5 protein-coding genes and 12 pseudogenes are annotated in these 22045 nt (G+C 63.0%); 9 read left to right on the forward strand and 8 right to left on the reverse strand.

What is annotated here, in order from left to right; genetic code table 11:
- Positions 1–5: 5 nt before the first annotated feature.
- Positions 6–2649, reverse strand: a pseudogene (aceE, locus tag PspTeo4_RS23215) (pyruvate dehydrogenase (acetyl-transferring), homodimeric type).
- 382 nt (positions 2650–3031) lie between these two features.
- On the opposite strand from aceE, the pseudogene glnE reads away from it, so the two are divergent.
- The 8 genes and pseudogenes from glnE (at position 3032) to PspTeo4_RS23255 (ending at position 13119) form a co-directional block, all read left to right on the forward strand.
- Positions 3032–5965 (forward strand): annotated as a pseudogene (gene glnE, locus PspTeo4_RS23220) (bifunctional [glutamate--ammonia ligase]-adenylyl-L-tyrosine phosphorylase/[glutamate--ammonia-ligase] adenylyltransferase).
- A 201-nt stretch (positions 5966–6166) separates the two neighbouring features.
- Positions 6167–7215, forward strand: a pseudogene (waaF, locus tag PspTeo4_RS23225) (lipopolysaccharide heptosyltransferase II).
- Positions 7216–8273: pseudogene (gene waaC / locus PspTeo4_RS23230) on the forward strand (lipopolysaccharide heptosyltransferase I). It abuts the pseudogene before it with no gap.
- Positions 8273–9396: pseudogene (locus tag PspTeo4_RS23235) on the forward strand (glycosyltransferase family 4 protein). The pseudogenes waaC and PspTeo4_RS23235 overlap by 1 nt, the downstream one beginning before the upstream one ends.
- Positions 9393–10198 (forward strand): annotated as a pseudogene (gene rfaP / locus PspTeo4_RS23240) (lipopolysaccharide core heptose(I) kinase RfaP). Before PspTeo4_RS23235 ends, rfaP begins: the two co-directional pseudogenes overlap by 4 nt.
- Positions 10198–10985 (forward strand): annotated as a pseudogene (locus tag PspTeo4_RS23245) (lipopolysaccharide kinase InaA family protein). Before rfaP ends, PspTeo4_RS23245 begins: the two co-directional pseudogenes overlap by 1 nt.
- Positions 10927–11679 carry a lipopolysaccharide kinase InaA family protein gene (locus PspTeo4_RS23250; protein WP_322366154.1) on the forward strand — a complete coding sequence of 251 codons (753 nt, stop codon included), beginning with the start codon at positions 10927–10929 and terminating at the stop codon, positions 11677–11679. Before PspTeo4_RS23245 ends, PspTeo4_RS23250 begins: the two are co-directional and overlap by 59 nt.
- Positions 11679–13119 (forward strand): annotated as a pseudogene (locus PspTeo4_RS23255) (lipopolysaccharide kinase InaA family protein). The gene PspTeo4_RS23250 and the pseudogene PspTeo4_RS23255 overlap by 1 nt, the downstream one beginning before the upstream one ends.
- On the opposite strand, the gene PspTeo4_RS23260 reads toward PspTeo4_RS23255, so the two are convergent.
- The 3 genes from PspTeo4_RS23260 to PspTeo4_RS23270 form a co-directional block, all read right to left on the reverse strand.
- A complete protein-coding gene (locus PspTeo4_RS23260) occupies positions 13080–14039 on the reverse strand; it encodes a hypothetical protein (protein WP_322366155.1) in 960 nt (319 codons plus the stop codon). The pseudogene PspTeo4_RS23255 and the gene PspTeo4_RS23260 sit on opposite strands and share 40 nt — an antisense overlap.
- Positions 14040–14183: 144 nt before the next feature.
- Positions 14184–15329, reverse strand: coding sequence for a dermonecrotic toxin domain-containing protein (locus PspTeo4_RS23265; protein ID WP_322366922.1), 1146 nt, complete (start codon positions 15327–15329; stop codon positions 14184–14186).
- 5 nt (positions 15330–15334) lie between these two features.
- Positions 15335–15520: a hypothetical protein gene (locus PspTeo4_RS23270; protein ID WP_322366156.1), complete on the reverse strand. Its 186-nt coding sequence runs from the start codon at positions 15518–15520 to the stop codon at positions 15335–15337.
- A gap of 263 nt (positions 15521–15783) precedes the next feature.
- Between PspTeo4_RS23270 and PspTeo4_RS23275 the strand changes: the two genes are divergently transcribed.
- Positions 15784–16110, forward strand: a complete 327-nt coding sequence (locus tag PspTeo4_RS23275) for a hypothetical protein (RefSeq protein ID WP_322366157.1) — start codon at positions 15784–15786, stop codon at positions 16108–16110.
- A gap of 241 nt (positions 16111–16351) precedes the next feature.
- On the opposite strand, the pseudogene PspTeo4_RS23280 reads toward PspTeo4_RS23275, so the two are convergent.
- The 4 pseudogenes from PspTeo4_RS23280 to PspTeo4_RS23295 all read right to left on the reverse strand — a co-directional run.
- Positions 16352–17452 (reverse strand): annotated as a pseudogene (locus PspTeo4_RS23280) (PepSY-associated TM helix domain-containing protein); the annotation flags it as partial.
- 155 nt (positions 17453–17607) lie between these two features.
- Positions 17608–20038, reverse strand: a pseudogene (locus tag PspTeo4_RS23285) (TonB-dependent siderophore receptor).
- A gap of 150 nt (positions 20039–20188) precedes the next feature.
- A pseudogene (locus PspTeo4_RS23290) lies at positions 20189–21144 on the reverse strand (FecR domain-containing protein).
- A gap of 6 nt (positions 21145–21150) precedes the next feature.
- Positions 21151–21657: pseudogene (locus tag PspTeo4_RS23295) on the reverse strand (RNA polymerase sigma factor); the annotation flags it as partial.
- Positions 21658–22045: the final 388 nt, after the last annotated feature.

Here is a 22045-nt window from a genome sequence, read left to right on the forward strand (position 1 = left end):
ACTCCTCAGCAGTCCAGTGGGTTGCGCTTGTCCGGGTCGATACCGAACTTGACGATAGCGTCAGCCACCACCTTAGGTTCGATCTCGCCGCGGTCAGCCAAGGCTTCCAGGGCAGCCAGCACTACGAAGTGGCGGTCGACTTCGAAGAAGTGACGCAGCTTCTTGCGGCTGTCGCTGCGACCGTAGCCATCGGTACCCAGGACTTTGAACTCTTTGCTCGGGACCCACTGACGAATCTGCTCGGCGAACAGCTTCATGTAGTCGGTGGACGCGATGACCGGACCTTTGCGACCGGCCAGGCACTCTTCGACGTAGGTAGTCTGTGGCTTCTGGCCAGGCTTCAGGCGGTTGGCGCGTTCCACGGCCAGGCCGTCGCGACGCAGTTCGTTGAAGCTGGTGACGCTCCACACGTCGGCACCGACGTTGAACTCTTCACGCAGGATCTTCGCCGCTTCGCGGACTTCGCGCAGGATGGTGCCGGAGCCCATCAGCTGTACGTGGTGCGCGGCTTCGCGGGTGTCTTCTTCCAGCAGGTACATGCCCTTGATGATGCCTTCCTCGACACCGGCCGGCATGGCTGGCTGCTGGTAGGACTCGTTCATCACGGTGATGTAGTAGAAGATGTCCTGTTGCTCTTCGGTCATCTTCTTCATGCCGTCCTGGATGATCACCGCCAGCTCGTAGCCGTAGGTTGGATCATAGGTGCGGCAGTTCGGGATGGTGCCAGCCATCATGTGGCTGTGACCGTCTTCGTGCTGCAGGCCTTCACCGTTGAGGGTGGTACGGCCGGCGGTACCGCCGATCAGGAAGCCACGGGTGCGGCTGTCGCCAGCGGCCCAGGCCAGGTCGCCGATACGCTGGAAGCCGAACATCGAGTAAAAGATGTAGAACGGCAGCATCGGCTGGTTGTGGCAGCTGTACGAGGTACCGGCAGCGATGAACGACGACATGGCGCCGGCTTCGTTGATGCCTTCCTCGAGGATCTGGCCCTTCTTGTCTTCGCGGTAGAACATCACCTGGTCTTTATCGACTGGCTCGTAGAGCTGGCCGACCGACGAGTAGATGCCCAGTTGGCGGAACATGCCTTCCATACCGAAGGTACGGGCTTCGTCCGGGATGATCGGAACGATGCGCTGGCCGATTTCCTTGTCCTTGACCAGCTGCGCCAGAATACGCACGAAGGCCATGGTGGTGGAGATTTCGCGGTCGCCCGAACCGTCCAGGATCGCTTTCAGCGTTTCCAGCGGCGGGGTCGGCACGCTGAAGCTCTTGGCGCGACGCTGTGGCACGAAGCCGCCCAGGGCAGTACGGCGCTCGGCCAGGTACTTGGCTTCGGCGGAGCCTTCTTCTGGTTTGAAGAATGGCAGGTTTTCCAGGTCGGCATCCTTGACCGGGATGTCGAAGCGGTCACGGAAGTGACGCAGGCTGTCGACGTCGACCTTCTTGGTGTTGTGCGCGGTGTTCTTGGCTTCGCCAGCACCGGTACCGTAACCCTTGATGGTCTTGGCCAGAATGACGGTCGGCTGGTCTTTGTGGTTGACCGCCTGGTGGTAGGCCGCATAGACCTTGTACGGGTCGTGGCCGCCACGGTTGAGCTTCCAGATTTCCTCGTCGGACAGGTCTTCGACCATGGCCTTGAGCTCTGGGGTGTTGAAGAAGTGCTGACGGACGTACGCGCCGTCCTTGGCCTTGTAGTTCTGGTATTCGCCGTCGATGACTTCGTCCATGCGGCGCTGCAGGGCACCGTCGGTGTCCTTGGCGAACAGTGGGTCCCAGAAGCGGCCCAGACGACTTTGTTGACGTTCCAGCCACCGCCACGGAACACGCCTTCGAGTTCCTGGATGATCTTGCCGTTACCGCGAACCGGGCCGTCGAGGCGCTGCAGGTTGCAGTTGATGACGAAGATCAGGTTGTCCAGCTTCTCGCGGCCGGCCAGGGCGATTGCGCCCAGGGATTCCGGCTCGTCGCACTCGCCGTCGCCCATGAAGCACCAGACCTTCTGCTTGCCGGCCGGGATGTAGCCACGGGCTTCCAGGTACTTCATGAAGCGTGCCTGGTAGATTGCCTGGATCGGGCCCAGACCCATGGAAACGGTCGGGAACTGCCAGAAGTCAGGCATCAGCCAAGGGTGCGGGTACGAAGACAGGCCGTTGCCGTCCACTTCCTGACGGAAGTTGTTCATCTGGTCTTCGTTGATGCGGCCTTCCATGAAGGCGCGGGCGTAGACGCCTGGCGAAGCGTGGCCTGGAAGAAGATCAGGTCGCCGCCGTGTTCTTCGGTCGGGGCCTGGAAGAAGTAGTTGAAGCCGATGTCGTACAGGGTGGCGCTGGAGGCGAAGCTGGAGATGTGTCCGCCCAGGTCCGAGTCTTTCAGGTTGGTGCGCATGACCATGGCCAGGGCGTTCCAACGCACCATCGAGCGAATGCGGCGTTCCATGAACAGGTCGCCAGGCATGCGTGCTTCGTGGGTGACAGGGATGGTGTTGCGGTATGGCGTGGTGATCGCATACGGCAGCTGGGAGCCACTACGGGTGGCCAGCTCGCCCATACGGGTCATCAGGTAATGAGCGCGGTCTTCGCCTTCTTTGTCGAGGACCGACTCCAGGGCATCCAGCCATTCCTGGGTTTCGATTGGATCGAGGTCTTGCATGGCTTGCTCCAGGGCGGAAAGGCCACCAGAATCGGGGCCTGAGTTTGCGACTGGCCTTATGGGCAGACGTCGTGAATTCTTGGATTACCGGGGTGTTATCCGGCGCCGTGTAGTTTTACTACAAAAGCTTTCGCATTTCATGCTTTTACACGGTCGGGGTAGTAGTAATACTACAGAAATGCGACGTTTGGTCGCACCCTGGGTTGTGAGGAAAAACGTTCATGGTGGTTGGCAATGTGCCGAAAACAGGTGGTTGTTGATGTTTTTTGCCAGTGATTCGTTTTTTTCAGCTATTTCCAACTTTTGTATGACAGTCCAACCGTGGTCCGGCTTCCCCTTGACCGCATCTACCCCTCACTTTCTCGCCGATCAAGGATAGTCCATGCGCCTGCCTTTGCCGCTCGATCTGCCCGCTACCCTGCAACCGCTGGTCGCTCGCAACCAGCAGTTCCTGCTCGATGCCATCGCCGGTCACCCTGGGCTGGACCTGCAGGCCTGAGCCCGACCCATCGGCAACAGTTCGACCAGGTGGCTGCGGCCAGCGACTTTGTCCTGGGCCTGGCCCAGCGCGAACCGGTCATGCTGTTCGAACTGGTCGCCAGCGGCGAGCTCGACCGCCGCTATGCCCCGGGCGAGCTGTGCGCGCACATCGCCTCCGCCGCTCAGGTGGCGCAGAGCGAGGACGAGCTGGCGCGCAACCTGCGTCGCGAGCGCAACCGCCAGCAACTGCGCATCATCTGGCGTGACATTACCCGCCAGGCCGAGCTGGGCGAGACCTGCCGCGATTTGTCCGACCTGGCCGATGCCGCTATCGACCAAGCCTATCAATGGCTGTACCCGCGCCATTGCCAGCAGTTCGGCACGCCCATCGGCAACCGCAGCGGCCAGCCGCAACACATGGTCGTGTTGGGCATGGGCAAGCTGGGGGCGGTGGAGCTGAACCTTTCGTCGGACATCGACCTGATCTTCGCCTTCCCCGAAGGCGGCGAGACCGAAGGGGTCAAGCGCTCGCTGGACAACCAGGAATTCTTCACCCGCCTGGGCCAGCGCCTGATCAAGGCTCTGGACCCGGTGACCGTCGATGGGTTCGTGTTCCGCGTCGACATGCGCCTGCGTCCTTATGGTTCGGCGGGCGCGCTGGTCTTGAGCTTCAACGCGCTGGAGCAGTACTACCAGGACCAGGGGCGCGACTGGGAACGCTACGCCATGATCAAGGCCCGCGTGGTGGCGGGTGACCAGCAGGCTGGCGCCCAGTTGCAGGAGATGCTGCGACCGTTCGTTTACCGCCGTTACCTGGACTTCTCGGCGATCGAAGCGCTGCGGCACACCATGAAGCAACTGATTCAGCAGGAGGTGCGGCGCAAGGGCATGGCCGACAACATCAAGCTCGGTGCCGGCGGCATCCGCGAGGTGGAGTTCATTGCCCAGGCCTTCCAGCTGATTCACGGCGGACGTGACCTGAGCCTGCAGCAGCGGCCGCTGCTCAAGGTGCTGGCAACCCTCGAAGGCCAAGGCTACCTGCCGCCGGCGGTAGTCGCAGAGTTGCGTGAAGGCTATGAATTCCTGCGTTACACCGAACACGCCATCCAGGCCATTGCCGACCGCCAGACCCAGATGCTGCCAGACAGTGAAACCGACCGTGAGCGGGTGGCGTACATCCTTGGCTTTGCCGACTGGCAGAGCTTCCACGACCAGCTCATGTACTGGCGCGGTCGGGTCGACTGGCACTTCCGTCAGGTCATCGCCGACCCGGACGACGAAGAGGGCGAAGGCGAGCTGGTGGTTGGTGGCGAATGGTTGCCGCTGTGGGAGCAAGCCCTGGATGAAGAGGCCGCCAGCCGACAGCTGGAAGAGGCCGGTTTCAAGCAGCCCGCCGAGGCGCTGCGCCGCCTGTCCGGCCTGCGTGCCAGCCCCAGTTGCGCTCGATGCAGCGCATCGGCCGTGAGCGCCTGGATGCGTTCGTACCGCGCCTGCTGGCGCAGACGGTGGAGCACGACAACCCCGACCTGGTGCTTGAGCGTGTATTGCCGCTGGTCGAGGCCGTGGCCCGGCGTTCGGCCTACCTGGTGCTGCTGACCGAAAACCCGGGTGCCTTGCGCCGGCTGCTGACGTTGTGCGCGGCCAGCCCCTGGATCGCCGAGCAGATCGCCCGCTACCCGTTGTTGCTTGATGAGTTGCTCAATGAAGGGCGCCTGTTCAGCCCGCCGCTGGCTCCCGAACTGGCCAGTGAGTTGCGCGAACGGCTGACTCGCATCCCTGAGGACGACCTGGAACAGCAGATGGAAGCGCTGCGTCACTTCAAGCTTGCCCACAGCCTGCGCGTGGCTGCCTCCGAAATCAGCGGTAACCTGCCCTTGATGAAAGTCAGCGACTACCTGACCTGGCTGGCCGAGGCCATTCTCGACCAGGTGCTGGCCCTGGCCTGGCGCCAGACCGTGTCGCGTCATGGTCAGCCCAAGCGCAGCGACGGCAGCCTGTGCGACCCGGGCTTCATCATCATTGGCTACGGCAAGGTCGGTGGCCTGGAGCTGGGCCATGGTTCGGACCTGGACTTGGTGTTCATCCATGACGGCGACCCCCAGGCCGAAACCGATGGCGCCAAACCCATCGACAGTGCTCAGTTCTTCACCCGGCTGGGCCAGCGGATCATCCACCTGCTGACCACCCAGACCAACTCTGGCCAGCTCTACGACGTCGACATGCGCCTGCGCCCGTCCGGCGCCTCGGGGTTGCTGGTCAGTTCGCTGGGGGCGTTCGAGCGCTACCAGCAGAACGAGGCCTGGACCTGGGAGCACCAAGCCCTGGTGCGCGCACGCGTGCTGGTGGGCTGCAAGCAGGTGGCGGCGGCGTTCGAAGGTGTGCGCGCCAAGGTGCTCGGCCAAGCCCGAGACTTGGACAAACTGCGCACCGAAGTCAGCGAAATGCGCGCCAAGATGCGCGATAACCTCGGCACCAAGGCCACTGTCGCGGGCACTGCGGCCAATGCCTTTGATGCAGGCGTTCCATTCGATATCAAGCAGGATGCCGGCGGTATCGTCGATATCGAATTTATGGTGCAATACGCCGCTTTGGCCTGGTCCACGACCATCCGGCCATACTGCGATGGACCGATAACATCCGCATTCTGGAAGAGCTGGAACAGGCGAATTTGATGCCGGCCAGCGATGCGGTGCTGTTGCGTGAGGTGTACAAGGCGTTCCGCTCGGCCTCGCACCGCCAGGCCTTGCAGAAGCAGGCCGGGGTGATCGATGCGGCGCAGTTTGCTGATGAACGCCGCGAAGTGCGGCGGATCTGGGCGCAGTTGGGGTTGAGCTGATACCTCGGTGGCCCATTCGCGGGTAAACCCCGCTCCCACAGGTGTAACACTGTGCCTGTGGGAGCGGGTTTACCCGCGAATGGGCCCTGATGAACAGCATCAGACCCTGAGTGGTACACTGTCCGCCACATAGCCTGAATATAAAGAGGAGGCCAGGCTGTACCGCAGTCTGCAGCCTCCCCGAGCGTTTCTGGACTAAGCATGAGAATACTGATCATTGGCCCCAGCTGGGTCGGCGACATGGTGATGGCGCAGACTCTGTTCCAGTGCCTGAAACAGCAGCACCCCGACTGCGTGATCGACGTGCTGGCGCCCGAGTGGAGCCGGCCGATCCTCGAACGCATGCCCGAAGTGCGCCAGGCCTTGAGCTTCCCGCTCGGCCACGGTGCCCTGGAGTTGGCCACGCGGCGGCGTATCGGCAAGTCTTTGGCTGGCCAGTACGACCAGGCGATCCTGCTGCCGAACTCGCTGAAGTCGGCGCTGGTGCCGTTCTTCGCAGGTATCCCCAAACGCACCGGTTGGCGCGGCGAAATGCGTTTCGGCCTGCTCAACGATGTGCGCAAGCTGGACAAGGCCCGCTACCCGCTGATGATCGAGCGCTTCATGGCCCTGGCCTATGCGCCCGATGCCGAGCTGCCGCAGCCTTACCCACGGCCGAGCCTGCAGATCGAAGCATCCAGCCGCGAAGCCGCCCTGGCCAAGTTCGGCCTGGAGCTGGACCGCCCGGTGCTGGCGCTGTGCCCGGGTGCCGAGTTCGGCGAGGCCAAGCGCTGGCCGGCCGAGCATTACGCCGAAGTGGCGGACGCGATGATCCGCCAGGGTTGGCAGGTGTGGCTGTTCGGCTCGAAGAACGATCACCCGGTGGGCGAGCAGATTCGCGACCGCCTGATTCCGGGTTTCCGTGAAGAGTCGTACAACCTGGCTGGCGAAACCTCCTGGCCGAAGCCATCGATCTGATGTCCTGCTCGGATGCGGTGGTGTCCAACGATTCGGGCCTGATGCACGTGGCTGCGGCGCTGAACCGTCCGCTGGTTGCCGTGTATGGCTCAACTTCGCCGGGCTTTACCCCGCCGTTGGCCGAGCACGTCGAAGTGGTGCGTACCGGCATCGAGTGCAGCCCATGCTTCGAACGCACGTGCCGCTTCGGTCATTACAACTGCCTGCGCCTGCTGGAGCCGGAAAAGGTCATTGCCGCACTCACGCGCCTGGGTGGGCCGAACATCATCGATGTGCTGGCCGAGGTCGACTAAGTGCGGGTACTGATCATCAAAACGTCGTCGCTGGGGGATGTGATTCACACCCTGCCGGCACTTACCGATGCCGCCCACGCGATCCCGGGCATCCGTTTCGACTGGGTGGTGGAAGAAGGTTTCGCCGAAATCCCCAGTTGGCACCCGGCGGTCGACCAGGTGATTCCGGTGGCGATTCGGCGCTGGCGCAAGAACCTTTGGCAGACCATCAAGAGCGGCGAGTGGAAAGCGTTCAAGCAACGCGTTCGCGAGCGCAAGTACGACCTGGTGATCGATGCCCAGGGCTTGGTCAAGTCGGCTTGGCTGACGCGTTACGTCAAGGCGCCGGTCGCGGGGCTTGACCGCTACTCGGCCCGTGAGGGCTGGGCCAGCCGTTTCTATGACCGACGCCTGTCGGTTGCGGTCGGCCAGCACGCCGTCGAGCGCGTGCGCCAACTGTTCGCCATGGCCTTGGCCTACGACCTGCCGGAAGGCCTTGGCCAATACGGCCTGGACCTCGACCGCCTGCAACTGCCGCCGGCCGCACCCTACGTGGTGTTCCTGCATGGCACCACCTGGGCCACCAAGCACTGGCCAGAGGCTTACTGGCGCGAACTGGCCGAACGCATGGGTCAGCGCAACCTGCAAGTTCGCCTGCCCTGGGGCAACCCAGCGGAGAAGGCGCGCGCCGAGCGTATCGCCCAAGGCTTGAAAAACTGCCAGGTGCTGCCCAAGTTGAACCTGGCCGGTGTCGCCCGAGTATTGGCGGCCGCCAAGGCCTGCGTGGCGGTGGATACCGGCCTGGGCCACCTGGCCGCTGCACTGGATGTGCCGACCATTTCGCTGTTCGGCCCGACCAACCCGGCCTCACCGGGGCCTATGGTCGGGCCCAGGTTCACCAGGCCAGCAACTTCCCCTGCGCGCCTTGCCTGCAGAAGAAGTGCACCTACAAACCGAGCGCCGAGGACCTGCGCCGGTTCGACCCCAAACGCGAGTGGCCGCTGTGCTTCACTCGCCTGAATCCCGAGCATGTGGCGAGCCGCTTGAGCGCGTTGCTGCTGGCTGAGGATGTCCGTTGATGCAACTGGCTTTTGTGCTTTACAAGTATTTCCCCTTCGGCGGGCTGCAGCGCGACTTCATGCGCATTGCCCTGGAATGCCAGAAGCGGGGCCACCAGATCCGTGTCTACACGTTGATCTGGGAGGGTGATATTCCGCCTGGCTTCGAGGTGCTGGTGGCGCCGGTCAAGGCGCTGTTCAACCACCGCCGCAACGAGAAGCTCAGTGCCTGGATGGCTGCCGACCTGGCCAAGCGCCCGGTCGACCGCCTGATCGGCTTCAACAAGATGCCGGGGCTGGACGTTTACTACGCCGCCGACGGCTGCTTCGAAGACAAGGCGCAGACGCTGCGTGGTGGCCTGTACCGGCGCTGGGGCCGCTACCGGCACTTCGCCGAATACGAGCGAGCAGTGTTCGCCAAGGACGCCCATACCGAGGTGCTGATGATCTCGGAGGTTCAGCAGCCGCTGTTCATCAAGCATTACGGCACGCCGCTGGAGCGCTTCCACCTGCTGCCGCCGGGTATTCCCAGGACCGCCGGGCACCGGCCAATGCTGCCGAAATCCGCGCCGAGTTCCGCAAGGAGTTCGACCTGGGCGATGACGACCTGTTGCTGGTGCAGATCGGCTCCGGCTTCAAGACCAAGGGCGTGGACCGTAGCCTCAAGGCCCTGGCCGCGCTGCCGTCGGCGTTGCGCAAGCGCACGCGGTTGATGGTCATCGGCCAGGACGACCCGAAGGTGTTCCAGTTGCAGAGCGCCGCGCTTGGCCTTGGCGAGCAGGTGCAGTTCCTCAAGGGGCGCAGCGATATCCCGCGCTTCCTGCTGGGCGCCGACCTGCTGATTCATCCGGCGTACAACGAGAACACCGGCACCGTGCTGCTCGAAGCCCTGGTAGCCGGCTTGCCGGTGCTGGTCTCGCAGGTGTGCGGCTATGCCCATTACATCGCCGAGGCCGACAGTGGCCTGGTGCTGGACGAACCGTTCGAGCAGGAGCAGCTCAACCGCTACCTGCAACGCATGTTGGAAGAACCCCAGGCCCGTGCCGACTGGTCGCGCAATGGCCTGGCCTTCGCCGAAACCGCCGACCTCTACAGCATGCCGCAGCATGCCGCTGATGTGATCCTGGGGCAGAAGACCGCATGAAGCTGATACTGGCCGAACCTTTCAAGCGCCTGTGGGCCGGGCGTGACGCCTTCGAGGCCGTCGAAGCGTTGCAAGGCGAGGTGTACCGCGAGCTTGAAGGCCGCCGCACGTTGCGTACCGAGGTCGATGGCGAAGGCTTCTTCGTCAAGATCCACCGCGGCATCGGCTGGGGTGAGATCTTCAAGAACCTGCTGACCGCCAAGCTGCCCGTGCTGGGCGCCGGCCAGGAATGGCAGGCGATCCAGCGGTTGCATGAGGCCGGTGTGCCGACCATGACCGCGGTCGCCTACGGCGAGCGTGGCAGCAACCCGGCCGCGCAGCATTCGTTCATCGTCACCGAAGAGCTGGCACCGACCATCAGCCTGGAAGACTTCAGTATCGACTGGGTCAAACAGCCGCCTGAGCCGCGTCTGAAGCGTGCGCTGATCGCCGAGGTGGCGAAGATGACTGGCGGCATGCACCGCGCTGGGGTGAATCACCGCGACTGCTACATTTGCCACTTCCTGTTGCACACTGACCGTCCGGTGACGCCCGATGACTTCAAACTGTCGGTCATCGACCTGCATCGTGCGCAGACCCGGGCGAAAATCAGTCGGCGCTGGCGCGACAAGGACCTGGCTGCGTTGTACTTCTCGGCACTGGATATCGGCCTGACCCGGCGCGACAAGCTGCGCTTTTGCGCGGCTACTTCCAGCGCCCGCTGCGCCAGGTGTTGGCCGATGAAGCTGCGCTGCTCGCCTGGCTCGAGCGCAAGGCGCAGAAACTCTACGATCGCAAGCAACGCTATGGGGATGCACTCTGATGGCGGGTTGGACACTGGCGCCAGGCTACGAACACCTGGTGGCGGATTTTGGCAGCCTCGATGCAGTGTTCGCCCTGCAGGGCGAGCGGCTGACCCGCGACCCGCTCAGCGAAGTCATCCGCATCGAGCGCGATGGGGTCAATTACTACGTCAAACGCTATACCGGCGCTGGCAAGCACATGCGTCGCTACCTGGGCCGGCCACGTATCAAGGCGGAATGGCAGAACCTCAAGCAGTTCGCCAAGTGGGGCATTCCCACAGCCGAAGTGGTCGCCTGGGCCTTGAGCGCAAAGGCCTGGCTTTTGGCCGTGGGGCGATGGTCACCCGCGAGCTGCCGCGTACCGAAGACCTCTCGGAACTGGCCAAGCGCAAGGATCCGCGGTTGTCCGACCCTGTATGGGTGGACCATGTCAGCCGCCAGTTGGCGCGACACACGCGAATCATGCATGAGCACCGCTTCGCCCATAACGACCTGAAGTGGCGCAACCTGCTGGTCGATGACCAGGGCACGCTATTCTTCATCGACTGCCCGACCGGCGACTTCTGGCGCGGGTTCATGTGGCGTCACCGGCTGATCAAGGACCTGGCGTGCCTGGACAAGGTCGCCAAGTATCACCTGTCCGCCACCCAGCGCCTGCGCTTCTACCTGCAATACCGTGGGCGCCAGCGTCTGAACCTGCGCGACAAGCGGCGCATTCGCCAGGTGTTGAGCTTTTTCGAGGAAGGGAATGACCGATTACCTGGCCAGCGCGGACCTTGCGCTGCTGCAACGTCATGGCCTGAATGATTTCGAGGCGCTGTGGGCATTGCAGCTCGACGCCGTGGACGAGCCCAATACCGGGCGCGGCGGCTGGAGCAGCGTGTTTCGCCTGGAACTTGAAGGCAAGGGCTACTACCTCAAACGCCAGAGCGACTACCTGACGCGTACCCTGCACAGGCCATTCGGCGAGCCGACCTTCGCCCGCGAGTTCCGTAACATCAGCCGCTACCAGAAGCTGCGCATACCGGCTTTGCAGGCTGTGTTCTATGGTGAGCGCAAGCAGGCCGGCCAGCACCGGGCGATTCTCATGACCCGTGCACTGGACGACTGGAGCGACCTGGACAGCCTGTTGGCCCGCTGGTCGCAACTGGGCGAGCCTGAACGCAAGGGCATTCTCCAGGCCTGTGGTGAGCTGGCCCGCACGCTGCACAGTGCCGGCCAGGTGCATGGCTGCTTCTACCCCAAGCACATTTTCCTGCGTCAGCGCCGTGAGGGCTGGGACGCGCAATTGATCGACCTGGAAAAGACCCGGCCACTGCTGTTCGGCATGCGTGATCGGCTCAAGGACCTGGAGCCCTTGCTGCGCCGTGCCCGCGCCTGGTCCGAAGGTGACGTGCGCAACCTGCTGGCGTCCTACCTGGGCCAGGCGGCGGACAGCACACTGGTCGACACTTGGTTACAACGTCTGACGCAACGCCGTCGTCATAAAGAGGCCCGCTGATGCGTTTGTCCGAATTGAAGAACGCCGGGCGCAGCCTTCGCTGCCCTGTCCGTGACCCTGGCTGATGCGGCCGGCAGTGCAGACCTGCAGCTGCTGAGCCTGCTGCGCGTGTTACCAGGCCAGCGCTATGTGGGCGCCGGTATCTGGCGTGGCACGCCGGTGCTGGCCAAGTTGCTGGTCGGTGGCAACGCCGCTCGCCATTTCCAGCGTGAGCTGGCAGGGGTGAAGCTGCTCGCCGAACAAGGCCTGACCACGCCTGGGCTGTTGGCCGATGGCCTCAAGGAAGGCGAGGGTGGCTGGCTGTTGTTCGAGTTTCTCGACGGCGCCGAGAGCCTGGCCGATGCCTGGGCCGAAGTTGAAGCGCTGCCGGTTCTGGCCGATGAGCAACACCTGGTGCTGGGTGAGGCGCTCACGGCGGTGGCCCAGATGCACGCCAAGGGCCTGTGGCAGGAAGACCTGCACCTGGACAACCTGCTGCGCCACGACGGCAAGCTGTACCTGATCGACGGCGCCGGCATCAAGGCTGAAACGCCCGGCCAGCAACTCTCACGTCCGCGTGTGCTGGAAAACCTCGGTGTGTTCTTCGCCCAGTTGCCCAAGCGTCTGGAGCCGTTCATCGAAGAATTGCTGGTGCATTACCTGCTTGCCAATGCCGAACACGCATTGCCGATGGAAGCGTTGCAGAAGCAGGTGGACAAGGTTCGTAACTGGCGTTTGAAGGACTATCTGGAAAAGGCCGGTCGAGAATGTTCGCTGTTTAGTGTCGAGCGCAGCCTTTCGGGGTTGCGGGCGATCCGGCGTCGCGAAACCGAGGCCATGTTGCCGGTTCTGGAGCAGGCCGACGCGCTGATCGACCAGGGGCACCTGTACAAGACCGGAGGCGCGGCCAGCGTGGCTCGCGTGGAGGTCAATGGGCGCCCGCTGGTGGTGAAACGCTACAACATCAAGAACACCGCCCACTGGTTCAAGCGCTTCTGGCGCCCCAGCCGGGCCTGGCACTCCTGGATCGAAGGCCACCGCCTGGAATTTCTGGACATCGCCACGCCACGCCCATTGGCGGTTCTGGAGCAGCGGGTCATGGGCCTGCGCAGCCGTGCCTATTTGGTGACCGAATACGCCGATGGGCCGGACCTGATCGAGTGTTTCACCCCTTATGTGGAAAACGGCGATGCCCCGGAGGAACAGATCGATGCGCTGGTGCACCTGATGCAGCAGCTGATTCGCGAGCGCATCAGTCATGGCGATTTCAAGGGGCACAACCTGTTCTGGCAGAACGGTCAGTGGTCGTTGATCGACCTCGATGCTATGTGCCAGCACGCCACCCAGCTCAGTTTCGCCCCGGCCTTCGCCCGTGACCGGGCGCGGTTGTTGAGAAACTGGCCAAGTGGCAGTGCCCTGCATCAGCGGCTGGACAGGTTGCTGCCGAGGTTGTCGGAGTAATCGTCCGGAAGTGCCAGCCAGTCGCTGCTGCGGCCGGTCTGGCGCACGCGAATCTGCCATAGCTGGTCGTGCCGGCGCAGAATGGCCCAGACAGGCACGGCAGCCAGCAGGTTTTCAGGTATTAGCAGGTGATAGTGGCAGCTCAGCAGATGACGACGAACGGGAAGTTGTAGGGTGTTGAATTGCAGGTACAGCCTGGTGTCGTGCTCGTATAGCTGAGGCTCGTTTTCAACAGCGGTGCCAGGCAAGGGTGTGGTTAGACGGCAATCGTCCAGCAGTTGTTTGATGTCGGGCAGCCCGTCATACCAGCGCAGCGGCGAGTCTATGACCCAGCGCCCATCCTGGCAGCGCCTGATGGGCAGCTTCAGGTAGGCGCTGGGCTGATTCGGGTCGGTGGCGCGCCAGCGGCTTCCATCGAAGCTGACGTTGTAGTAACGGCCCAGGTTGTCCTTCACGTAATACAGCGACAGCCCTTGGCTCGCCGAGGTTTTCTCGTAAACCGCTTCTCCGCTGCTGGCATCGAGCTGATAGCGCAGCTTTTCTGTTTCAGCGGTGACTTCGAATTGCTTGGGCAGCGGCAGTGGTGGTGGCTTGGGCAGCCCACGCATGACCCGCCTGATCAGCCCCGACCCGGTGACTTCGTTTATGCCTGCGCCAGCATGGCCAAGCGCTGCCACTGCATGATGCAGGGCGCCATTGCGGTCGTCCTGTTCGAGCGCATCAAGGCCATCCCATATCGAAATACCCATACGGCCAAAGGACAGCGCCGCAGTCCCTACTTTGGGCAGCACCAGCGTGACGATGTCCAGCAGCAGCCTGAGCAGGTTGACGGAGAACTCGCCAAGCAGCTCTTCTTCACTGCGTGTGACGAGATTGGCCTGCGCCATCAGGCTTTTGACCTCGGCTCGGTAAAGCTTCATACAGGTTTGCAGTGATGGTTTGTAGTTCGATGTAGGAGCCAAGCCGGCCCTTTCGCAGCAGTTTGTCGAGGGCGTTGCCATTGCCCAGAGGCAACCGTTGGATCACGTAGCGTCGCAGGGTTTCATCGCTGCGCACGGCGCGTATCAGTTCCTGGGGTTACGGTATTCACGCCAGTAGCGTCGGTCGGGTGCATCAGGGCTGTAGACCACGATACGCAGCGAGTTTTCTGGGGAGACCAGCAGCAACACGCCCTGCAAGGTCTGTCCCTGCACCAGCATTTGCCTGACGATAACTTGCTGCCCGTTTTTGTGAGGGCGTGAATGACTGTCGGGCCACTGAATTACAGTGTTGGCCCAGTTATACCCTTGCTCCGTGTGGTCCTTGAAAAAATGTCCCGCGTATCGAGCCTTGACTGCCTCGGCGTTCATGCGTGTGCGCTGCAGTTGAACATATGCCTGCTGGCGCCACTGGCCTTGGGGAGAGTCAAGCAATTGGGTCTGCAGGTAGGCCTGGTAGCCACTGCCAGCGTTCAGCCGACGAATGATCTGCTTGACCCTCAAGGGTGTCAGGGCTGGAAGCGGTGTGTCGTTTTCAAGATGCACATGTGCGGTAAGCCAGTAATCCACATCGAACCAGGCGATGTTAAGCAGCGCCAGTTCATCGAGCCGGTAGGTGTGCTGGACCAGTTCGATGGTCCCACCGGTCTGTTGGCGGCTGCTCACAGGGACGAAACCCGATGTGCTGCCAGGCAGCGGATTGACGATGGCGCCGACCTGGCGAGTCAAGGTCACACTGACGTAAATAGCTTCAGGTGCCACGTCGATGCCGGGGTCGCGCCGGAGAAACTCGCCCATGCGCAGGCGTACCCAGCTCAGCAGTGAGTGCCTCTGCTGGAAATCACCCAAGCTGAGAATGCCTGGGCCTGCGGCGGCTTCGATGGCCATGACCTGCTCTTGCATGGCTTGCATGATATGGGCGACACCTTGTTGTGAAGTCGACAGCAGCCAATTCGGCAGATGCTTCTCAAGCAACAAGCCATAGCGGGTCGCAAGGATGCCCTGGCTGCCGACCTCCGCGCGCAGGTCCAAAGCCTTGGCCAGCTCGGCATCGAGTTGTTCGATGTCGCGTTGGACGCCACGCTTCCAGGCTGTCTGCCAGGCCAGCGACAGGCGTTTGATCTGCGCATCGCGAACCTCCATGGCCTGGCTCAGGGCCAGGTCCTCGGGGTACCAGTCATAGCGCAGGCGTTCTGCACATCTGGCGCGTTGCTGATCGTCCGGGTTGACCATCGGGTTCAACAGGGGGCACTTTGTAGTGGGTCTTCAAGGCGTTCGCACAGCTCCACATGCAGGTCCGCCAGGCTGTCGAAGGCTTCGATACCATGGGCGAGGCTGCACAGAAGCACCTTGCCTACCTGTTCTTGCGCGTCGACCAGGCGCCCTTGCGGGCCTTGCTCCATGACGACCAGCAATCCCGGCAAGTAGCTGCGCCAGTTGGGGCGGCTGTCGACAGCAAAGGCCGGTACAGCTGAGGTCGGGAGCCTTCGGGCAATTCGGCGCGTTGCCAAGGGTAGGGGTGCTCGATGCAGGTAGTCAGCAACCTTACGTGCTCTGGCGACAGGGTTGCATCGGCGCCGCGTAGCTGCATCTCGGTGAGCAGTTGCTCACGTCGCAGAACGGACAACCGCACGACCCGGCTCAGCCCCCGTGGGTCTCGCTCGAGCCAGTAGGCAGCCAGCCGTGCGTGCATGTCCTGGCGAAGGGTTGCACAGAAGGTATTGATTCGGGCAGCGAAGTCGTTGGGCAGTACAAGCTGTGGATGGTCTTCGTGGCGGGCCTGTGTATCGGGTGGAAGCCGAAAGGTGCCGCCGTCGAAGAGGTGAAGGCCAATCAATTGCAGCAGACTGAAGCGGCCAAAGTGCACTGTACGGGTGGTGACCGTTGTACCGGGAAGCAAGGTCGCGAGGTGTTTGTCCAGGCTGTGTTCCAAGCCCTGGAGTGGAGGAAGAAGACTCCAGTTGCCTGTCCAGCTTCTGAAATTCCTGCAGCGGTGTCATGGTCCGTCTCCTGAAGTAAAGGCGGACCATGCTGCGGCGATCAGGCTGTGTGCCTGCGTTACCCAGCTACCTCAGCGCATCCAAAGGCCGCGAATAGCCAGCGCGGCGGGAATGCCCAGGCCCAACCAGGACAGCCCGTCCCAAGCGCCGTCGCCGAGCAGGGCGGCGAATAGGCCGGCGGCACCAAGCACGCCAATCAGCGCTGGCCAGGCAAAAATGCGCAGGGTCGATTGCGACTTGTGGCTCATGGGCGCCCTCTTTGGATTTGCGCTGCTTGGCCCACCAGAGGTACAGGCCGCTGAGCAAGACGATGATGGTCAGCACGTCGAGCACCGCCCAGAGAATTTGCATGGGGCGCCCGCCGTAGTCACCGAAGTGCAGGGGTTGGGACAAGCCCATGGCGTCCATGTACCAGGGGCGGTCACCGACCGCAGTGACTTGCAGGGTCTGCCCATCGATCAGTACGGGTGTGAGCAGATGTGAGGTCAGGTGCGTGGCGCCTTTCATGAATACTGCGTAGTGGTGCTCGCTGGAGAATCGGGTGCCGGGGAAGGCGATGAAATCAGGGCGCATGCCAGGCGCGGCCTGTTCGGCGATCGTCAGCAGGTGTGTCGCCGGGGCGCGTTGGGTGAGCGCCGGGGCGTCGCGATAGGGCGCGACCATCGCCGCCAGGCTGTCGTTGCGCCAAGCGGCGATGACCAGGTCGGACAGGGCGCTGATCACCCCGGTCACACCGACCACCAATGCCCAGGTGAGGGTGACGATACCGATCAGGTTGTGCAGGTCCAGCCAGCGCAGGCGCCGCGACTTGTCCTGACGCACGGTGGCGAATTTCAGGCGTCGCATGAAGGGTGCATAAAGCACGGTGCCGGAGATGATAGCCAGCACGAACAGCACGCCCATGAAGGCCAGCAGCAGTTTGCCCGGGAGGCCGGCGAACATGTCCACGTGCAGGCGCAGCATGGTCAGCATGAAGCCGCCATTGGCCGCTGGCATGGCGACCGCTTCGCCGGTGCGGGCGTCGAGCATGAAGGTGTGCGACGAGTTGGGGTCGGTGCCAGCGGTGGCGGCCATGATCGCCACCACGCCGTTGCGGTCGTCTTCGTCGTAGCCGAAGTACTGCATGACTTCGCCGGGGCGGTGTTGTTCAGCTTTGAGCACCAGCTGTTGCAGGTCCAGGTGCGGGGTGTCTGCCGGCATTTCCCGCAGTTCGGGGGCGTCGCCGAGCAGGTGTTCCAATTCATGGTGGAAGATCAGCGGCAGGCCGGTGAGCGCGAGCAGCAGCAGGAACAGGGTGCAGACCAGGCTGCTCCAGGTGTGGATGACCGACCAGCGGCGGATGGTTTGGCTTTTCATCACGGTTCCGGTTTTGTCTGATAAACCGTGGGGCTGTTTCACGGCCCAATCGCGGGTTCGTCGCCACGACAAGCCAGCTCCCCACACGACCTGTAGGAGCCGGCTTGCCGTGGCGACGAACCGCGGCGATTGGGCTGCATAGCAGCCCCATGGACTCAGAACTTGTAATTGACGCTAGCCACCACGTTGCGCTCGTCGCCGTAGTAGCAGTAGTAACCGTCACAGGTCGACAGATAGTCCTTGTTGAACAGGTTCTTCGCATCCACCGCCACGGTCACGCCTTTGAGTGTGCCGTTCAGGCGACCCAGGTCGTAGTGCACCGACGCGTCATAGACGGTGTAGGAACCCACGTGGCCCCAGTCGGTGTTGGTGGTATTGCCATAGGTGTCGCCCACATAACGCACGCCCATGCCCACGCCAAAGCCGTCGAGCGGGCCGTCATGCCAGGTGTAGTCCGCCCAGGCTGTTGCCTGGTTGCGTGGCACCTGGGCCATGCGCTTGCCTTTCTCGCCGTCGTTGCCTTTGACGATCTCGCTGTCGTTGTAGGTGTAGGAACCGATCAGCTTGAGGTTGCGGGTTACATCGGAGGTCGCTTCCAGTTCCAGGCCTTTGACCCGAACCTCACCCACCTGGCGCGTCACGCCGCCTTCGGTCACCGACATGTTTTCCTGGGTCAGGTCGAACACCGCCGCACTGAGCAGGGTCTTGCTGCCTGGGGGCTGATACTTGATGCCCAGTTCATACTGCTTGCCCTCGGTGGGCTTGAAGCCGTCGGTGCTGTTGACCGTGGCACCGGCTGCGGCCTGGAACGACTCGGCATAGGAGAAGTACGGGGTGATGCCGTTGTCGAAGACATAGCTCAGGGCGGCGTTGCTGGTGAACTTCTTGTCACGCTGGGTATTGGTGGCATCGCCCTTGTTGTGGAAGGTCGTGCCGGTGTGCACCCAGTCCTCGCGTCCGCCCAGGGTCAGGCGCCAGTTGTCCAGGGCCATCTGGTCCTGGATATACAGGCCGGTTTGTTGGGTCTTCTGGTCGTAGTCGTACATGTCGAAGTACTGAACGTTCGAGAAGTCCTGGCCGTAGATCGGGTTGTGGATGTTGCTTGGCGGTACGCCGGCCGAGCCCAGCGCCAGCGGGCATTGCTGTCGGAACGCTGGTGGTCGAGGCCGAGCAGCACGGTGTGGCTGAGCGCGCCGGTCTGGAAGTCGGCCTGGAAGTTGTTGTCCACGGCGAACTGGCTGATGTCTTCCTCGACGATACCGGCAGTACGCTGCACGGTGCCGTCGGCACTGACCGCCTCGTCCGGCCCGGCTGGCCAGATCGAGCCACCGGCGGTGATACCTTTGAAGTCCAGTTCGTTGCGGGCGTAGCGCAGGTTCTGGCGGAACTGCCAGGTGTCGTTCAGACGGGTCTCGAAGGCATAGCCCAGGTGGTAGTAGGTGCGGTCGTAGGATTCCCAGTCCGGGTCACCCAGGTTCTTGTGGTGTGAGATCTTGCCTGCCGGGCTGTCCAGTTTGGTGCCTTGCAGTGGCAGGAACTGGCCAGTGATACCGGTATCGTCGCGGGTGTACTGGGTGATGAAGGTCAGCTTGGTGTCGTCGTTGATGTTCCAGGTCAGGCTGGGCGCAATGTTGTAGCGCTTGTCTGGAATGTGGTCGACAGGCGCGCCACTGTCACGCACGGTGCCGCTCACGCGGTAGAGGAACTGGCCCGCATCATCGACCTTGCCGGTGCTGTCGAAATTGATCTGGCGATGGTTGTTGCTGCCCACCTGGGCTTCACTTCGTGGCTGCTTTCCAGTTCCGGGCGGCGGGAGGTCATGTCCAGCAGGCCGCCGGGTGGGGTCTGGCCGTTGACAGACGAAGCCGGGCCGCGCAGTACGGCGATGCGCTCGAGGTTCCATGGTTCGATCTTGGGTGTGGCGTAGTTGCCCTTGGGCAGGGGCAGGCCATCGAGGAACTGGGTGGGCACGAAGCCGCGCACCAGCAGCCAGTCGCTGCGCGAATCCGAGCCGTAACCGCTGCTCTGCACGCCAGCGGTGTAGCGCAGGGCGTCGTTGAGGTTGAGAACCGGGCGGTCTTCCATCTGCTGGCGGGTGATCACCGTGACCGAACGGGGCAACTCGGCGATGGCGGTGTCGGTCTTGGTGCCGGCCGCAGTGCGGGTCGCAGTGTAACCTTCCACCGGCCCCAGGCGCTTTCATAGTCGGCGTTGGCGTTGATGGCCGTTTCCGGCAGTGCCAGGCTGCCGTCCGGTGTGGCCACCAGGCTGTAGCTGCCGACGCTGCTTTGTTGCAGTTGCAGGCCGGTACCGCGCAGGGCTGCTTGCAGGGCGCCAAGGCCATCGTACTGGCCGCTCACCGGGGCCGAGTTACGGCCGTTGACCAGGGCCGGGTCGATGGCCAGGGCAATGCCCGACTGGCTGGCGATCTGGTTGAGGGTGGTGCCAGCGGTGCGCTGGGCAGGTCATAAGCACGCACGGTGGACTGTTCGGCGGCGAACAGGGCAGGGCTGGCCAACGGGGCGGCCAGGCCGATGGCCAGGCCATCAAGCTGGGACGCAGGAAACGATCAACAGCACGGGACATGCAGCGGCTCTCGACGAATAAGTGCTAACTGCTTCCTTGCCGAGCGAGATTTGAAAAGTGACAGGGGATGTTTGAAAAAAGTGAGAATGATTTAGATCAGGTTTTTGGCCGGGCGTTTATCGCCGGTAAGCCGGCTCCGAGGGAGCAGGCTTACTTGGCTTTGACGGTCACCCACCATGGTGTATGCCGCTCGATCTTCACTGGCAGGGCCGGTACCAGCGAGGCCAGGGCCAGGTCGGTATCGTTCAGCGGGAAGCTGCCGGTCACGCGCAGGTTGGCAACCTCGTCATCCACGCCCAGATGGCCGTTGCGGTATTGGCCCAGCTCGGCGAGCAAGTCGGCCAGGCGCACGTTGTCCACCACCAGCATGCCTCGGGTCCAGGCGTCGGCGCCGGCTGGTACCGGGGTGATCTGGCCAAGGCCGTTGGCACTCATCAGCACTTGCTGGCCTGCAGCGAGGACGTATTCATCACCGCTGTTCTGTGGCATCGCCGCGACCGAGGACTGCAGCACCTCCAGGCGCGTGCCGCGGGTTTCGCGGCGTACCAGGAAGCGCGTGCCCAACGGGCGCAGGCGGCCATCGTCGGTGCGCACCAGCAGTGGGCGGGGTCGTTGTGGCCGGTTTCGACGGATATTTCGCCCTCATGCAGCACCAGCACGCGCTGGTCGCCTTCATAGTCGATATCCACTGCGGTGTGCGTGTTCAGGCTCAGCAGCGTGCCGTCTTCAAGGCGCAGGGTGCGCAGCTCGCCGGTGCCGGTGCGCTGGTCGGCCAGCCAGTAATGCGGTGACAGCGACGGCGCGGCGGCCCAGGCCAGCAGTGAACCGAGCAGGAACATGCTGGCCAACCCGCCGCCGACCTTGCCGATACGTCGCCTGAGGCCGACCCGCGATTGCAGCAACGCCTGGCGCGCAGGGCCAGCGGCGGCGCTGACCCGTTGGTCCAGTGCGCCCAGTTGCTGCCAGGCGCGGGCGTGTTCTTCACTGGCTGCGTGCCAACGCATGAATTCGCCGCGTTCATCGGCTGTGCCGCTGCCGTCATCCAGGCTCAGTTTCCAGGCGATGGCAGCGTCCAGAACACGGGCCGAAACCGGTGAGCTGTTCACGTTGGCTCCCCAGAGCGCCACGTAGCACTGGCGCATGCCTTGGGCGATGTACTGGCGCACACGCGACACCGACACCCCGAGGCGCTCGGCGATTTCAGCATGGCCCATGCCGTCCAGGCGGTTGTGCAGAAACGCAGCGCGGGCCTTGCTCGACAGCTTGCCCAGCAAGCGGTCGATGGCCTTGAGGTCTTCCAGTATCAGCAGTTGGACTTCAGGCGAAGGTTGTTCCGCTTCCGGCACCAATGCCAGTTCGGCCAGGTAGGCCTGTTCCAGCGCCGAGCGACGGAAATGGTCGAACATCAACCCTTTGGCAATGGCCGCGAGAAACGCGCGGGGTTCGCGAGGGGTATCGAGCTGTTCGCGGCCGAGCAGGCGCACGAAAGTATCCTGGCTCAGGTCTTCGGCACGTTGGCGGCAGGCCATGCTGCGTTGCAGCCAGGCAAGCAGCCAGCCGCGATGGTCACGGTAGAGTGCTCCAACCAGCTCGGCGTGTGGGCTCTGTGCAGAAGACAAGCAGCGTCCCCCGGAACGAATGCATTAACTAACGATAATTATTCGCGATTGTTACAGAGGCGGGGGCAGGGTGCAATGGACGCTTATCGGATTGCCAGTATGGAGAGGTGCCAAGTGCATGTCTTGATTCATTTGGCGCCTGTGCGATCGAGCGCCGCCCGCGCGGCGCATCGCGAGCAAGGCTCGCTCCTACGTTTGTTTTTGGCCAGTCATGTCTGTGCCAACGCACGCGACCGCCTTGTTTGTACGACTCGCTATTGAGTCGAACGCCAAAGCGGTCGCGCGCATTTCCCACAGGAATAATTGGCCCGAAACAAACGTAGGAGCGAGCCTTGCTCGCGATGCGCCGCGCGGGCGGCGCTCGATCTCACAGGCGCAGAAACACTCA

Source organism: Pseudomonas sp. Teo4 (assembly GCF_034387475.1).
Classification (GTDB): Bacteria; Pseudomonadota; Gammaproteobacteria; order Pseudomonadales; family Pseudomonadaceae; genus Aquipseudomonas.